The sequence below is a fragment of the Streptomyces sp. AK010 genome, assembly GCF_014207295.1.
GTDB lineage: Bacteria > Actinomycetota > Actinomycetes > Streptomycetales > Streptomycetaceae > Streptomyces > Streptomyces massasporeus.
Genome location: NZ_JACHCX010000004.1, coordinates 384,895 through 399,566, shown reverse-complemented (window position 1 = coordinate 399,566; position 14,672 = coordinate 384,895). Strand labels below are relative to the sequence as shown.

The window sequence follows — 14,672 nt, the reverse complement described above, 5'->3', positions numbered from 1 at the left end:
GGGTCAGTAGGCCCGGTTCCGCATACGGCGCCACCACATGAAGGCCGCGCCGATCAGGACGATGCCGCCCGCCCCGGCGCCCGCGGAGGCGGCCATCAGGCGCGTGTCGTCCGAACCCTCGGCGCCGGCCGGCTGGAGGGCGTCGCCCAGCTGGCTGCGGACGTCGTTGCCGCCGTCCACGCCCTTGGCGAGCGGGCCGCGCGAACCCTCGGTCGGCAGGGCCACGTACGGGAAGGACTTCTCGAACTTCTTGTCGTTCTTGTCGACCGCGTCACCGAGGTCGTTCTTCGCGCCCAGCAGTTCGCCCTCGACGACCTGGAGCGAGGCGTCGATCACGTCGTCGGTGAGGCGACGGCCGTTAGGGAAGCCCGCGTTGTCACCGTCCAGGACACCCAGTCGCTTGGGCTTGGCGGCCGGCTTGATGGACGTGTTGAGGCGCAGCTGCTCCGACGGCGTCACATGCGGCGGCTGGTTGAGGTCCTTGACGCCCTTGAGGAAGACGTCGACCAGGTCGTTGCGCGGCTCGGCGGGTGCCGGGATCTTGTAGATCGCCTCGATGAGCTTGGGCAGCTCCGGGTTGGTGACGTTCTCCAGGAACTCGGCGTCGTCCCGCGGCGTGGACGCGTTGAACTTGTCCTTGTCCTTCAGCGGGTTGACGACCTCGTTCACCAGCGGGTTGCCCAGGCGCGACACCTGGGAGAAGTAGCCCTTGGCGTTCTTGCGCTGGGTCGTCGACCAGATGCCGACGACCGGCTGCTCGTGCGACTCGGTGATGAAGCTGTTGGGCACCTGGAGGGCGATCGAGTTGACGTTGTAGCCCTTGAGGGTGTCGTTGCCGACCTCGGAGAGGTTCCCGCCGTACAGCAGGTCGAAGACGCGCAGGTCCAGGAAGAACGGGTCGTCGGCCTGCCCGGCGAACGTCTGGGCGCCCCCGGCGAGTTTGTGGACCGCCTGCTTGCGCAGGGTGTGGTAGTCCGGCATCGACGCCTTGCCCACGTTCGACGGCGCCACCGGCACGTCGTCGGCGACCTTGGTCTTCGACACGGCCTTGAGGTTCTTCAGCTTGATCAGCTCGAGGTCGTACGTCTGCGTGATGTTGAGGTCGGGGTCGTCGAGGCTCTCGACCGGGCCTGTGTTGTAGAGGAACGTCTTGTCGTTCTTCGTGTGCGTCTTGAACGTGTACCGGAACAGCAGGTCTTCCTGCGCGTCCCCGTTGCTGTCGATGCGCAGGTCGTACTGGGCGTCCTCGGCGAACGGGAAGAAGTTGGGCCCGCCGGCCGGTTCCTCGAAGGGGATCCAGTTCGCGACGATGGTCGTCGTGTCCGGCTTGTCCGGGCTGACGAACGCGTACACGTCGGTGTTGTCGTACTGCGGGGTCCCCGAGATCAGCGGGGCTTCGCGGTGGCTGGAGGCGGAGGCCTCCTCAGGGGCCAGCGCGGTCACACCGGCGGCGGCGAGCCCGCCGGTGGCCAGCGCACCACAGATCACGGTCGCGATGCTCCGGCGCCCCGCGCCGGTCCTGAAGGTAGGTGTCATGCCGTCCGTCCTCGGTGCCAACTTGCCTGACACACGCCATTCGGAGTGGTCGGCAGAGCGGATTGGTCGAATCTCAAACGTTCTTACGGCGAGTGGGGAAAGTTGTTTCATCGCCGGGCGACCCGCGTTTTCGGCGCGCTGATCCGTAACACCGTCCGGAGGTGTGTGCGTTGCGAATGCCTCGCGTGAGGGGACAGGCCCGGTGCGGCCTCGGAGAGGGGGACCGAGTGGAGGCGGACGAGCTGCTGCTGCTCGTTGCAGGTGGGGACCAGAAGGCGTTCGAGGAGCTGTACGCAGTGGTGTCCGGCCCGGTGTTCGGTCTCGTACGGCGCGTGGTGCGCGACCCCGCCCAGTCGGAGGAGGTGGCTCAGGAGGTGCTGCTCGAACTGTGGCGCTCCGCGGCGAAGTTCGACCCCGGCCGGGGCAGTGCGATGTCCTGGATCCTCACCCTGGCCCACCGCCGCGCCGTCGACCGGGTCCGCAGCGCCCGGGCGGCCGGGGAGCGCGAGCAGCGCGAGGCACTGCGCGCGAACCAGCCCGCCTTCGACCAGGTCACCGAGGAGGTCGAGGCCGGCCTCGAACGCGAGTGGGTGCGCCGCTGCCTGGACCGGCTCACCGTCCTGCAACGCCAGTCGGTCACCCTCGCCTACTACGAGGGCTACACGTACCGTGAAGTGGCCGAGCAGCTCTCCCTGCCGCTGGGCACCGTCAAGACCCGCATGCGGGACGGGCTGACCCGGATGCGCGAGTGCCTGGGAGGAGTGGCATGAGCCTCTTCCGCCGCGAGGACCTTCACTCGCTCGCCGCGCCCTACGCACTGGACGCCCTCGAACCCCCGGAGCGGGTCCGCTTCCAAAAGCACCTTCGGGACTGCGACCGCTGCGCCGCCGAGGTGCGCGCCCTGACCGAGGACGCCGTCCGGCTCGCCTGGTCCACCGCCGCCCCGCCCCCGGCCGCGCTGCGCGACCGGGTCATGCTCGCCGTCCGGACGACCCCGCAGGACCCGCCGCCCCGGGGCGCGGCGCGTGAGCCGGCGCGGGCGACACAGCTGCCGCCGCACGTCTGGGGCAACAAGCCGCCGCCGCGGCAGCGGCAGCGGCGCCGGATCCCGCTGTTCGTGCCCTTCGCCACGGCCACCGCCGCCGCGGCCCTCGTCGTCGCCTCGCTGTTCGCCGTGCAGGCGGACCGGACCCAGGACCGGCTGACCGCCGAGCAAGACCGGTCACGTGAGATCGCCCACGTTCTGGCAGCTCCGGACGCCCGTGCGAGCAGTGGCCGCGACGGCCGGGGCCGCACCATCGGAGTGGTCGCTTCCGCCACGGAGGGGAGCGCGGTGGTCACCCTCGGCGGACACGGGACGCCCGCGGGCGGCCGCGTGCACCAGTTGTGGCTCATGCGCCCGGGCGCGCAACCGCGCTCCCTCGGGCTCTTCGAGGGCGACACGCCCCTGGTCGCAACGGGTTTGGGCACCTCCGCGACGTCACTGGCCGTGACCGTCGAGCCCGGCGGGGGATCGTCACAGCCCACTACCCAGCCGATCGTCCAACTCGCCCTAAAATCTGTTGGATTCGGAGAGTGATCGGAGATACATCGTCAACCCCCTTATGGGGAAGGTGAATCCTGTGACCGCGATACACGAGTGCCCGGACGGGGCGATAGGGTTAACCTGCCCGGGCCGGGTGGACTCGTACGGGTGGGGAGTGACATGGATCAGATAACAGTGCGCAGCAGGGCCAGGGTCCCTGCGATCACCTGCGGGAGCAGCGCGACCAGTTCGCGCCTCGACCGCCACCTCTCGGTGCTGGGCGGCCCCGCCGTCCCTCAGCGGGAGACGGTCGAGGCGACCTCGTTGATGCGGGAACTGACCGCGCGTCAGCCGCACGACCGCAGTGGCAGGGGCGCGCGCGTGCGTCGCGTCTCGCTCTTCGCGCCGCTGCGTCGACTGCGCCGCTCGCTGTTCGGCAGCAGGTAGGGGTCCGCGCTCGGGCGGTCACACCGCCCCTGGCGCAGCGCTGCGACACTCGTCGTCCGTCATCCCCGCGGCTTCGCAGCGACGCCAGGTGTGTTCCCGAGCGCGGCACGCCCCCTGTCGGTGCCTCATCCCCGCCCGGCAGTGACCGGGGGCCACGTCCGCGGCTCAGGCCGCCCGTTCACCGCTCCCCGTGCGCGTACTGGCGCACGGCCAGCGGCACGAACACCCCGAGCAGTACGGCGCACCACAGCAGCGACCCCGCGACCGGGTGGGCCACCGGCCAGGCCGCCCCGTCGGGCACCGGCGCGTTGCCGGAGAGGTCCCGCAGGGCCGTGGCCACCGCGCTGATCGGATTCCACTCCGCGACCGTCCGCAGCCAGCCCGGCAGCCCGCTCGTCGGGAGGTAGGCGCTGGACAGCAGCGGCAGCAGGAACGTCGCACCGCCCAGCTGACCGGCCGCCGGCGGAGGAGGAGAACGCGGTCCGCATGGCCTGTCTGGGCAGCCGGATCGCCACCGGCGCCTATCCGCGGATGACGGCGGCCTTCACGGAGCAGAGCGGGCCGGTCGATCTGGAGGCCGTGTTCAGACGGGCGCTCGAACGCCTCCTGGACGCCTTCGACCCCGAGTCGCGCAGCCGGCGCGACTAGAGCAGCGCCAGTTGCCCCTCGGGGCCCTCCTCGGGCCCCTCCAGCACCGACGCCGGGCGGCGGGCCGCGCTCGGCACCGGGAGGACGCCGGCCTTGCCCAGCTCCGACGCCGTGACCGGGTCGGGGAGCTCCGGCTCCTCCAGCGGTCGCAGTTCGGCCAGGAGCGCGAGGACGGTGATCAGCTCCAGCAGTTCCGACGTCCAGGTCTGGGGCCAGGTGGCGGGACGGATCGCCGCCAGCGTGCCCGGCTCGGGGACGGCGACGCGGGTCGCGAACCACTGCTCCAGGACACGCACTTGGCCCACCTCGAAGTCCCAGGCCTGCGGCGGCACCGGGGAGACGCGGCCCTCGTCCAGGAACAGGGCCTCCTCGTCCCGGTCGTAGCGCAGCGTCACGGGCCGGGAGGGCAGCGGGGCGCGGACGTAGGGGCGGCGGCCGCCGGGCAGCTTCGGGCGTTCGCCGTCGCGGCGCATCAGCCACAGCATCCGGTGCCCCATTTCCAGGCCCCGCTCCCACGCGTCGGCGTCCCCGGTGAGCGGGACGGTGAGGTCCGGGCGGGCCGTGGCCGTGATCCAGGCGAGCACGTCCAGCGGCGACGGGGCGCTGCCCAGCCGGCTGCCGAGGTGCTCCAGCAGACCCGGGGCCAGATTCGGCTCGCTGCCGCCCGGGCGGCGGAACAGCGGGCGGACCCGGCCGGGACGGAGCAGCGGGAGCAGTGAGGTGGCGAGCAGGGGAGGGGTGGCCCCGGGCGCCTCCGCCACGAAGACCTGCCGCTCGTCCGCCACCCGCCACAGCTCCGGGCGGGCCGCGTCGATCAGTCGCTGGTCGGGGATCAGCCACTGCTCGTCGTAGGGCGCGAGCAGCACGCGCACCGGCTCCGGGCAGGGTCCCGAGGCGCGCACCAGCTTCTCCGTGCCGCCGCTGCCGCTTCGGCCCGGCAACCGGCCGACCGCCGTGTGCAGCGTGCGCGACCGCGTCGGCTCGAACAGCGACTCGCGGTCGGGGCCCTCGGCCTTGACCAGGGCGTCCCAACGGGCCTTCAGGGACCCCGCGTCGGGGGCCGCCGGCCAGCCCCGGCCGAGCCGCGGCGGTGCGACGGACCACGGCATGAGGTCCGCCAGCAGCGGAGCGTCGTCGTGCGTCACGCTGGGCATCGTACGACGTATCCAGCGCCCCGAAGGGGCGCGGGGAACGGCGCGACCGGCCCCCACCGGCGCGCGGACGGACGCGGTGCCTCCAGCGGAGCGCTCACGTGGCGTCCAGGGTCACCGTGAAGGAGAACCGGTCCCCCCGGTAGTGGATGACGGCCACGTCCAGGGGCCGCCCGTCGGCGTCGTACGTCACCCCGGTGTAGTGCAGGATCGGGCTCAACAGGGGGACGTGGAGCAGCTTCGAGGTCACCGGGTCGGCCAGCCGCGCCTCCACCGTGTCCGTGATGCGGCTGATGTCCGCCCCCACCACGTCCCGCAGCACCTTGGTCATGGGCCACCGGACGAGGTCGTCCAGGTCGATCCGCGCGGCCAGTTCGGGGCGCACGTAGTTGCGGGCGTGGTTCGTCGGCTCACCGGTCTTCTCGTCGCTGCGCAGCCGGTGGTACGTCGACACCTCCCGCACATCCGGGAAGAACTCGGCGAGTTCGCCCGGCACGGGCGCGCTGCCGTGGTCCAGCAGTTCGGTCGTCATGCCGGACTGCTGGGCCACGATCGCGTCCACCGAGCCGAGCAGGCGCACCGGGGAACCCCGGCGCGCGTGCGGCTCGATGAACGTGCCCCGCCTGCGGTGGCGCGAGATCAGTCCCTCGTCCTCCAGCTCCTTCAGCGCCTGCCGCATCGTCAGCACGCTCACGCCGTAGTGCCCGGCCAGCTGCTCCTCGGTGGGCAGCCGCAGCGGGTCCTGGGGCGAGCGGCCGAGGATCGAGGCGCGCAGCGACTGCGACACCTGGTACCACAGCGGCAGCTTGCGGTTCAGGACGATGGAATCCGGGGCGAAGGAGGTCACGGGCCATCCGTACCGGTAGGAAATGATCAGTGCAAGGGGCCCGCTAGGGGCGGAAGTGCCGCTCCAGGCCCTGCCATACGTCGTCGTAGCGCCGCTGGAGGTGCTCCGCGCGTGCCGCGTGCGGGGTGAGGGTGAGCGGCCAGCGCGTCTCGAACATGAACGCCAGACCGTCGTCGATCTTCTGCGGCCTCAGCTCCGCGGCGCTCGCCCGGTCGAACGTCTCCCGGTCCGGGCCGTGCGCCGACATCATGTTGTGCAGCGAACCGCCGCCCGGCACGAAGCCCTCCGCCTTCGCGTCGTACGCGCCCTCGATCAGACCCATGTACTCGGTCATCACGTTCCGGTGGAAGTACGGCGGCCGGAACGTGTCCTCGCCCACCAGCCAGCGCGGCGCGAACACCACGAAGTCGACACCGGCCAGGCCCGGGGTGTCCGACGGGGACGTCAGCACCGTGAAGATCGACGGGTCGGGGTGGTCGTAGGTGATGGTGCCGAGCACATTGAAACGGCGCAGGTCATAGATGTACGGCACATGGTTTCCGTGCCAGGCGACGACGTCGAGCGGGGAGTGGTCGTAGGTGGCCGTCCACAGGTTGCCGCAGAACTTGTTCACCACCTCCACCGGGCCCTCGACGTCCTCGTACGCCGCCACCGGTGCGCGGAAGTCCCGGGGGTTGGCGAGCCCGTTGGCGCCGATCGGGCCCAGGTCGGGGAGGCGGAAGGGGGCGCCGTAGTTCTCGCACACATAGCCTCGGGCCGTCGGGCTCTGCCCGCCGTCGGACGCCGTGTCCTGGAGCTCCACACGGAAGCGGACCCCACGGGGAACGAGCGCCACATGTCCCGGCTCCGCATGGAGCAGGCCGAACTCGGTGTGCAGCAGCAGCCCGCCGCGCTCCGGGACGATCAGCAACTCGCCGTCGGCGTCGCTGAACGCCCGGTCCATCGAGGCGTTGGCCGAGTAGAGGTGCACGGCGATGCCGGTCCGCTGGGTGGCGTCACCGTTGCCGCCCAGGGTCCACAGACCCGCCAGGAAATCGGTCTCGGGCCCCGGGTCGGGCAGCGGGTTCCAGCGCAGGCGGTTGGGGTCGGGCACGGTCTGGGTGAAGGGGGCGGTGCGGATCGAGCCGCTGTGGGTCCGGGTGAACGCCGGGTGCGCCGCCGAGGGGCGGATCCGGTACAGCCACGAGCGGCGGTTGTGCGCCCGCGGCTCGGTGAACGCCGAACCGCTCAGCTGCTCCGCGTACAGCCCGAGCGGGGCCCGCTGGGGCGAGTTGCGGCCCTCGGGCAGCGCGCCCGGGACGGCCTCCGAGCTGTGCTCGTTGCCGAAGCCGGAGAGGTAGGCCAGCCCCTCGGCGGTCTTCCGCGCTCCTCCAGGCTCGAACCCGCTCGCGCGGGTGGTGCCCCCATCGCCCATGATCGCTGCTCCCTTGCCGGTTGATTCCTATGCAGTACCGTAGGATTGCGATTTCCCCGACGCAAGAGGGGCGCGCGGCATCCTCTCGACGGATGACCTGAACCCGACTTGAGAACGATCCGCCGGGCCGGACGTGTGTTCTACGCTCCCGAACATGACGTGGACACGGAGACCCCTTGCTGCGCTCGCGGTCTGTGTCCTCCTGCTGGCCGGATCCGCGGGCTGCGGCTCCGGCGACGCCCGGGAGGGTGCCGGGTCGGCGACACCGGTGGGCAAGATTCTGGAGGACCGGGACCAGGAGGGGCGGCCCTATCGCGAGGTCGGGCAGGAGGACGCCCCCGACGTCGGCATCGAGGTGCAGCCCGACGCCGCCGGCGGCTGGGACGTGCGCCTGAGCGTGCGGAACTTCCGCTTCTCCCCGACCGGTGCGGCGGCCCGCGCGGTGGCCGGACGGGGTCTCGCGCGCCTCTTTGTCGACGGCCGCCCCGTCGCCCGGCTGCGTGCCTGCGCCTACCGCCTGGACACCCGCCTCGTGCCGCGCGGCACCCACCACGTCACGGCCCGCCTCTACGCCGACGACGGCACCGTGTGGGCGGTGGACGGCAAGCCCGTGGAGAGCACGGCCGACATCACCTCCTCGGAGCCCGGCCCGGGCATCTCGCCGGACGCGGCCTCCCGGCGCAAGGCCAGGACGCAGGGCACGGACACCGGGGGGCGAGGTTCACCCGACCGCGCCGTAGGGGCATCATGAAGCCCGTGCCCCCCGCGACATCGCTCCGTCGTGCGCCCGTGCAGCGGCGCAGTGCCGAACGACTGACCCGGATCCTCGACGCCTGCGCCGATCTCCTCGACGAGGTCGGCTACGACGCCCTGAGCACCCGTGCCGTAGCCCAGCGGGCCTCGGTCCCGATCGGTTCGGTCTACCGCTTCTTCGGCAACAAGCGCCAGATGGCCGACGCGCTGGCGCAGCGCAACCTGGAGCGGTACACCGTGCGCGTCACCGAGCGCCTGGGGCAGACCGGTGAGAACGGTGGCTGGCGCACGGCCATGGACGTCGTGCTCGACGAGTACCTGGAGATGAAGCGCACCGCGCCCGGCTTCTCCCTCGTCGACTTCGGCAACCAGGTCCCGGTCGGCGCCCGCGCCGAACCCAACCACCGCGTCGCCGACCGCCTCGCCGGGCTGCTCTCCGGATACCTCGACCGCGAGCCCGACGAGGATCTGCGCCGTGTCTTCCTCGTCGCCGTCGAGACCGCCGACACCCTCGTGCACCTGGCGTTCCGGGTCGCGCCGGAGGGGGACGAGCGGATCATCGACGAGGCCCGGGAGATGCTGCGGGCCTATCTGGCCTGGGTGCTCGACTGACGTGAATCCTCCGAGGGTCTCCACTGTCCGGCCGGCCGAATCCTCCGAGGGTTTCCGTTGCTCGACTGACGTGAATCCTCCGAGGGTCTCCTCTGTCCGGCCGGCTGAATCCTCCGAGGGTCTCCGTTGCTCGACTGACGTGAATCCTCTGAGGGTCTCCTCTGTCCGGCCGGCTGAATCCTCCGAGGGTCTCCACTGTCCGACCGATCGAATCCCGCGAGGGCCTCCCCCTCGTGCATACCGGTCGGTATGCTCGGGTGCGTCAGCGCGTCACCGTAGCCGCCGCCCCGGGAGGACTCGTGTCCCGCACCGCCCTGCGTATCTGCCCTCTGTGCGAGGCCACCTGCGGCCTGACCCTCACCATCGAGGGAACGCGTGTCACCCACGCCCGCGGTGACCGCGACGACGTGTTCAGCCAGGGGTTCATCTGCCCCAAGGGCGCCTCCTTCGGGGCCGTCGACTCCGACCCCGACCGGCTGCGCACCCCGCTCGTACGACGGGACGGCGAGCTGCGCGAGGCCACCTGGGAAGAGGCTTTCGACGCGGTCGCCGCCGGCATCCGGCCCGTCGTGGAGCGGCACGGCCCGAACTCCGTCGGGGTCGTCCTCGGCAACCCCAACGTGCACACCATGGCCGGTGCCCTCTACCCGACCGTCCTGCTCGCCGGGCTCGGCACCCGCAGCATCTTCACCGCCTCCACGGTCGACCAGATGCCCAAGCATGTCTCCAGCGGCCTCCTCTTCGGTGACGCCAACGCCATCCCGGTGCCCGACCTCGACCGCACCGACCACCTGCTCCTGATCGGCGCCAACCCGCTGGAGTCCAACGGCAGTCTGTGCACCGCTCCCGACTTCCCCGGCAAGCTGAAGGCCCTCAAGGCCCGCGGCGGCACCCTTGTCGTGATCGACCCGCGGCGCACCCGCACCGCGAAGCTCGCCGACCGGCACATCGCCGTCCGGCCCGGCACCGACGCGCTGCTGCTGGCGGCGATGGCCCAGGTGCTCTACGAAGAGGGCCTCGTCGACCCGACCCCGCACGTCCAGGGCATCGAGGAACTCGCCGGAGAGCTGAAGGAGTTCACGCCCGAGGCGGTCGCGGAGGCCTGTGACGTCGAGGCCGGTGTCATCCGCACCCTCGCCCGCGAGCTGGCCGCCGCCCCCACCGCCGCCGTCTACGGCCGCATCGGCAGCTGCACCGTCCCGCACGGCACCCTGACCAGCTGGCTCGTCGACGTCCTGAACATCCTCACCGGCAACCTCGACCGGCCCGGCGGCGCGCTCTTCCCGCAGGCCGCCACCGACAAGACCCCGCGCCCCGCCGGACCCGGCCGCGGCTTCGCCCTCGGGCGCTGGCACTCCCGGGTGAGCCGGCACCCCGAGGTGAAGGGCGAACTGCCCCTCTCCGCCCTCGCGGAGGAGATCGACACCGCCACCGAGGAGGGCGAGCCGGTGCGCGCGCTGATCGCCGTCGCCGCCAACCCCGTGCTGTCCGCGCCCGACGGCGACCGCCTCGACAGGGCCCTCGACTCGCTCGGCTTCATGGTCAGCGTCGACCCGTACCTCAACGAGACCTCGCGCCACGCCGACGTGGTCCTGCCCCCGCCCCCGCCCTCCCAGAGCCCGCACCACGACTTCGCCTTCAACACCCTCGCCGTACGCAACCAGGTCCGCTACACCCGCCCCGCGATCCCCCTGGAACCCGGCCGCATGGCGGAGACGGAGATCCTGGCCCGGCTGATCCTGGCCGTCACCGATTGGGGTCTCCCCTGCTCGAGCGGAGCCGACCCGGCGGCCGTCGACCACATGGTCATCGACCAGACCCTCGGCAAGGCGGTGAAGGAGCCGCACTCGCCGGTCCACGGCGGCGACCCGCGCGAGCTCGCCGGCCGGCTCACCGGCGACACCGGCCCCGAGCGCCGGCTCGACCTGATGCTGCGCCTCGGCCCCTACGGCGACGGCTTCGGCGTACGACCGGACGGGCTCAGTCTGGAGAAGCTGCTCGCGCACCCGCACGGCATCGACCTCGGCCCGCTCGAACCCCGCCTGCCGCAGCCCCTGAAGACCCGCAGCGGCCGGGTGGAGCTGCTGCCCGGCCCGATCGCGGACGACCTGCCCCGCCTGCGCGCGGCCCTCGCAGAACGCCCCGAGGGACTGGTCCTGGTCGGCCGCCGTCATCTGCGCTCCAACAACAGCTGGATGCACAACGTGCCCGCCCTCACCGGCGGTTCGAACCGCTGCACCCTGCACATCCACCCCGAGGACGCCGAGCGGCTGGGCGTGCAGAACGCGGAGCCGGTACGGGTGAAGGGCGCCGGGGGAGAGGTGACGGTGACGGCCGAGGTCACCGACGCGGTCCGCCGGGGTGTGGTGAGCATGCCGCACGGCTGGGGCCACGACCGTCCCGGCACCCGCCTCAGCCACGCCTCCACCGACCCCGGCGTCAACGTCAACCAGCTCCTCGACGGCCGTCTGCTCGACCCGCTGTCGGGCAACGCGGTCCTCAACGGCGTGCCCGTCGAGGTGACCCCCGGAGCCGCGCCGGAATCCCCCGCAGTGACCGAAAAGCTCACCGCTCTGACCTGAGCAAAGCTGTGACCAGCAGTTTTGCGCTTATTGCTCGCACGTCAACGTCTTGTTAACGCTGCTTGAACGCACCTAACGTCTCGGACACCGCCGGCCCTGGTGGGATGTTCAAGGGCGAACGTTAGGTATCCACTCATGCTGACCATCCTCGGCTTCGCCATGATCGCGACCTTCCTGGTCCTGATCATGATGAAGAAGATGTCGCCGATCGCGGCGCTCGTGCTGATTCCCGCGCTGTTCTGCGTGTTCGTCGGCAAGGGCGCCCACCTCGGCGACTACGTCCTCGACGGCGTGACCGACCTCGCCCCCACCGCGGCGATGCTCATGTTCGCGATCGTCTACTTCGGCGTGATGATCGATGTCGGTCTCTTCGACCCGATCGTCCGCGGCATTCTCAAATTCTGCAAAGCCGACCCGATGCGGATCGTCGTCGGCACCGCCGTGCTCGCCGCGATCGTGTCGCTGGACGGCGACGGCTCGACGACCTTCATGATCACCGTCTCGGCGATGTACCCGCTGTACAAGCGCCTGAAGATGAGCCTGGTCGTGATGACCGGTGTCGCCGCCATGGCCAACGGCGTGATGAACACCCTTCCGTGGGGCGGCCCGACCGCCCGCGCCGCGACCGCGCTGAAGCTCGACGCCAGCGACATCTTCGTCCCGATGATCCCGGCGCTCCTGGTGGGCCTGCTCTTCGTCTTCGTCCTCTCCTACGTCCTCGGTGTGCGCGAACGCCGGCGGCTGGGCGTGCTGACGCTGGACGACGTGCTGGAGGAGGAGAAGGAGACCGAGACGGTCCTCGTCGGTTCCGGTGGCTCCGGCGACGGCAAGGTCTCGATGCGCAAGGGCGCCGCGGCCGGTACGGGTGGCACGGGCTCCGGCACCGACGTTCCCGAGGGCGCCGGGGACTCCGCGGACTCCGCTGACGACGACGGCTTCCAGGGCCTCGACCCGAACCGGGAAACCCTGCGCCCCAAGCTCTACTGGTTCAACGCGCTCCTCACGGTCTCCCTGCTCACCGCCATGATCATGGAGTGGCTGCCGATCCCGGTGCTGTTCCTGATCGGCGCCGCGCTCGCCCTCTCCGTGAACTTCCCGCACATCCCCGCTCAGAGGGCCCGCCTGGCCGCCCACGCCGACAACGTCCTGAACGTCTCCGGCATGGTCTTCGCCGCCGCCGTCTTCACCGGCGTCCTCCAGGGCACCGGCATGGTCGACCACATGGCCAAGTGGATGGTGGACGTCATCCCCGGCAGCATGGGCCCGCACATGGCCCTCGTCACCGGCCTTTTGAGCCTGCCGCTCACGTACTTCATGTCGAACGACGGCTTCTACTTCGGTGTCCTGCCCGTCCTCGCCGAGGCCGGCGCCGCGCACGGTGTCACCCCGCTGGAGATGGCCCGCGCCTCGCTGGTCGGCCAGCCGCTGCACATGTCCAGCCCGCTCGTCCCGGCCGTCTACGTCCTGGTCGGCATGGCCAAGGTGGAGTTCGGCGACCACACCAAGTTCGTCGTGAAGTGGGCCGCCCTCACCTGCCTGGTCATCCTCGGCGCGGGCATGCTGTTCGGGATCATCTAGTGCCTCGGCAGGCAACGTTCGCCCCGTCGCGACGCCCGGCACGCACTCTCGCCGCACCGGGCACAAACCCAAGTACATCCAGTACGAGGGCATGCACCCGGCACGCCGAGAGCACGCACCGGACGCCGCTCCTTGACGGGCAAACGTTGCCTGCCGCGGCACTAGCCACCCCGTGGAGGACGTCATCGTGAGGCCCGGTGGGAACCGCGGCTGGCTGCTCCGCCTCGTCATCGCCTTCAGCTTCGCGCAGGGGGCGGTGTCGATGGCCCGGCCCGCCGTCTCCTACCGGGCCCTCGCACTGGGCGCGGACGAGCGCGCGATCGGTGTGATCGCCGGTGTCTACGCGCTGCTGCCCCTGTTCGCCGCCGTGCCCCTGGGCCGTCGCACCGACCACGGCCGCTGCGCACCCCTGCTGCCGGTCGGCGTGGTGCTCATATCCGGCGGCTGCGCCCTCAGCGGCGTCGCCGGCTCCCTGTGGACGATGGCCCTGTGGAGCGGGGTGATGGGCCTCGGGCACCTGTGCTTCGTCATCGGCTCCCAGTCCCTGGTCGCCCGCCAGTCCGCGCCGCACGAACAGGACCGCAACTTCGGCCACTTCACCATCGGCGCCGCCCTCGGCCAGCTGGTCGGCCCGGTCGTCGCGGGCGCGCTCATCGGCGGCGACGACATGGCCGGCAGCAGCGCGCTCGCCCTGATCGTGGCGGGTGCGACGGCGGCGGTCGCGTTCACCTCGCTGTGGCGCATCGAGCACCGCCGTACGGCGTCCGCGTCCCGCCCGGACAAGGGCGACCGGATCCCGGTCGGGGGCATCCTGCGCACCCGGGGGGTGCCGGCGGGCATCTTCATCAGCCTCGCCGTGCTGTCGGCGACGGACATCCTGACCGCCTACCTGCCGGTGGTCGGCGAACACCGTGGCATCGCGCCGTCCGTGATCGGCGTCCTGCTCAGTCTGCGCGCCGCGGCGACGATCGCCTGCCGTATGGTGCTCACGCCCCTGCTGCGGCTGCTCGGCCGAACCCTGCTGCTGACGCTCACCTGTCTGCTCGCGGCCCTTCTCTGCGCGGGCATCGCCCTGCCGGTGCCGGTGTGGGCGCTCGGCCTGCTGCTGGTCGCGCTGGGCTTCTGCCTGGGGGTCGGTCAGCCGCTGTCCATGACGACGGTCGTCCAGGCCGCCCCCGATGACGCCCGCTCCACGGCTCTGGCCCTGCGCCTGACCGGCAACCGGCTGGGCCAGGCCGCCGCGCCCGCCGCGGCGGGAGTGATCGCCAAAGTCGCGGGTGTGGCGGCGCCGTTCGTGATGCTGGGCGTGTTGTTGCTGCTGTCGTCCGGGGTCGCGGTGCGGTCGCCGAGGGAGCCGGAGGAACCAGAGGAGACGGGCGACCCTGATGAGCCGGACGGGCCCGACGCTTCGGAGGAGGAGGGCGGCGAGGTTCCCGAGGCACGAGGCGTGCCTATCGGCTGACGCGGACGATCGTGGTGGCCGTTTCGCTGCCGGTGGTGGTCGGAGTCTCCTGGGACCGGGGCGAAGAACCCGGCGGCACGGTCACGCCCCTCCACCGGACTTCACCGCCGCCGCCCA

General features: G+C 71.6%; 12 protein-coding genes and 2 pseudogenes. 9 read left to right on the top strand and 5 right to left on the bottom strand.

The window, feature by feature from the left end; genetic code table 11:
- Nucleotides 1–3 precede the first annotated feature (3 nt).
- On the bottom strand, nt 4–1,536 hold the full coding sequence (locus HDC93_RS10650) for a DUF4331 domain-containing protein (protein WP_185009498.1): 1,533 nt from the start codon (nt 1,534–1,536) through the stop codon (nt 4–6).
- 227 nt (nt 1,537–1,763) lie between these two features.
- Here HDC93_RS10650 and HDC93_RS10645 point away from each other — a divergent pair, with 227 nt between their 5' ends.
- The 3 genes from HDC93_RS10645 to HDC93_RS10635 all read left to right on the top strand — a co-directional run bounded on the left by HDC93_RS10645 (nt 1,764) and on the right by HDC93_RS10635 (nt 3,508).
- On the top strand, nt 1,764–2,306 hold the full coding sequence (locus HDC93_RS10645; RefSeq protein WP_185009496.1) for a sigma-70 family RNA polymerase sigma factor: 543 nt from the start codon (nt 1,764–1,766) through the stop codon (nt 2,304–2,306).
- Entirely contained in the window at nt 2,303–3,115 is an 813-nt protein-coding gene (locus HDC93_RS10640; RefSeq protein ID WP_185009494.1) for an anti-sigma factor domain-containing protein, read from the top strand. Before HDC93_RS10645 ends, HDC93_RS10640 begins: the two co-directional genes overlap by 4 nt.
- Before the next feature lie 126 nt (nt 3,116–3,241).
- Complete coding sequence (locus tag HDC93_RS10635; RefSeq protein ID WP_030850794.1) at nt 3,242–3,508, top strand: hypothetical protein; 267 nt, start codon at nt 3,242–3,244, stop codon at nt 3,506–3,508.
- 178 nt (nt 3,509–3,686) lie between these two features.
- On the opposite strand, the pseudogene HDC93_RS10630 reads toward HDC93_RS10635, so the two are convergent.
- Nucleotides 3,687–3,968 (bottom strand): annotated as a pseudogene (locus HDC93_RS10630) (ABC transporter permease); the annotation flags it as partial.
- A gap of 2 nt (nt 3,969–3,970) precedes the next feature.
- On the opposite strand from HDC93_RS10630, the pseudogene HDC93_RS10625 reads away from it, so the two are divergent.
- Nucleotides 3,971–4,156 (top strand): annotated as a pseudogene (locus tag HDC93_RS10625) (TetR/AcrR family transcriptional regulator); the annotation flags it as partial.
- Here HDC93_RS10625 and HDC93_RS10620 read toward each other — a convergent pair.
- From HDC93_RS10620 to hmgA, 3 genes are all read right to left on the bottom strand, one after another.
- Nucleotides 4,153–5,310 (bottom strand): type ISP restriction/modification enzyme, encoded by a 1,158-nt coding sequence (locus HDC93_RS10620; RefSeq protein WP_185009492.1) that lies wholly within the window; start codon nt 5,308–5,310, stop codon nt 4,153–4,155. The pseudogene HDC93_RS10625 and the gene HDC93_RS10620 overlap by 4 nt on opposite strands.
- A 94-nt stretch (nt 5,311–5,404) precedes the next feature.
- Nucleotides 5,405–6,154: a GntR family transcriptional regulator gene (locus HDC93_RS10615; RefSeq protein ID WP_185009490.1), complete on the bottom strand. Its 750-nt coding sequence runs from the start codon at nt 6,152–6,154 to the stop codon at nt 5,405–5,407.
- 43 nt (nt 6,155–6,197) lie between these two features.
- Complete coding sequence (gene hmgA / locus HDC93_RS10610; protein WP_185009489.1) at nt 6,198–7,568, bottom strand: homogentisate 1,2-dioxygenase; 1,371 nt, start codon at nt 7,566–7,568, stop codon at nt 6,198–6,200.
- A gap of 154 nt (nt 7,569–7,722) precedes the next feature.
- Between hmgA and HDC93_RS10605 the strand changes: the two genes are divergently transcribed.
- The 5 genes from HDC93_RS10605 (at nt 7,723) to HDC93_RS10585 (ending at nt 14,555) form a co-directional block, all read left to right on the top strand.
- Nucleotides 7,723–8,319 carry a hypothetical protein gene (locus tag HDC93_RS10605; RefSeq protein WP_185009487.1) on the top strand — a complete coding sequence of 199 codons (597 nt, stop codon included), beginning with the start codon at nt 7,723–7,725 and terminating at the stop codon, nt 8,317–8,319.
- Nucleotides 8,316–8,933 carry a TetR/AcrR family transcriptional regulator gene (locus HDC93_RS10600; protein ID WP_185009485.1) on the top strand — a complete coding sequence of 206 codons (618 nt, stop codon included), beginning with the start codon at nt 8,316–8,318 and terminating at the stop codon, nt 8,931–8,933. Before HDC93_RS10605 ends, HDC93_RS10600 begins: the two co-directional genes overlap by 4 nt.
- A 299-nt stretch (nt 8,934–9,232) precedes the next feature.
- On the top strand, nt 9,233–11,515 hold the full coding sequence (locus tag HDC93_RS10595; protein WP_185009483.1) for a molybdopterin oxidoreductase family protein: 2,283 nt from the start codon (nt 9,233–9,235) through the stop codon (nt 11,513–11,515).
- A 135-nt stretch (nt 11,516–11,650) separates the two neighbouring features.
- Nucleotides 11,651–13,093 carry a CitMHS family transporter gene (locus HDC93_RS10590; RefSeq protein ID WP_185009481.1) on the top strand — a complete coding sequence of 481 codons (1,443 nt, stop codon included), beginning with the start codon at nt 11,651–11,653 and terminating at the stop codon, nt 13,091–13,093.
- Between the two features lie 187 nt (nt 13,094–13,280).
- Nucleotides 13,281–14,555 (top strand): MFS transporter, encoded by a 1,275-nt coding sequence (locus HDC93_RS10585; protein WP_311774529.1) that lies wholly within the window; start codon nt 13,281–13,283, stop codon nt 14,553–14,555.
- The last annotated feature ends 117 nt before the right edge of the window (nt 14,556–14,672 follow it).

What these genes read in the sequence shown, in the direction of transcription:
- HDC93_RS10620 (WP_185009492.1), bottom strand. Translation starts at nt 5,310, where the DNA reads ATGCCCAGCGTGACGCACGACGACGCTCCGCTGCTGGCGGACCTCATG.
- HDC93_RS10635 (WP_030850794.1), top strand. Translation starts at nt 3,242, where the DNA reads ATGGATCAGATAACAGTGCGCAGCAGGGCCAGGGTCCCTGCGATCACC.
- HDC93_RS10605 (WP_185009487.1), top strand. Translation starts at nt 7,723, where the DNA reads ATGACGTGGACACGGAGACCCCTTGCTGCGCTCGCGGTCTGTGTCCTC.
- HDC93_RS10600 (WP_185009485.1), top strand. Translation starts at nt 8,316, where the DNA reads ATGAAGCCCGTGCCCCCCGCGACATCGCTCCGTCGTGCGCCCGTGCAG.
- hmgA (WP_185009489.1), bottom strand. Translation starts at nt 7,568, where the DNA reads ATGGGCGATGGGGGCACCACCCGCGCGAGCGGGTTCGAGCCTGGAGGA.
- HDC93_RS10640 (WP_185009494.1), top strand. Translation starts at nt 2,303, where the DNA reads ATGAGCCTCTTCCGCCGCGAGGACCTTCACTCGCTCGCCGCGCCCTAC.
- HDC93_RS10590 (WP_185009481.1), top strand. Translation starts at nt 11,651, where the DNA reads ATGCTGACCATCCTCGGCTTCGCCATGATCGCGACCTTCCTGGTCCTG.
- HDC93_RS10650 (WP_185009498.1), bottom strand. Translation starts at nt 1,536, where the DNA reads ATGACACCTACCTTCAGGACCGGCGCGGGGCGCCGGAGCATCGCGACC.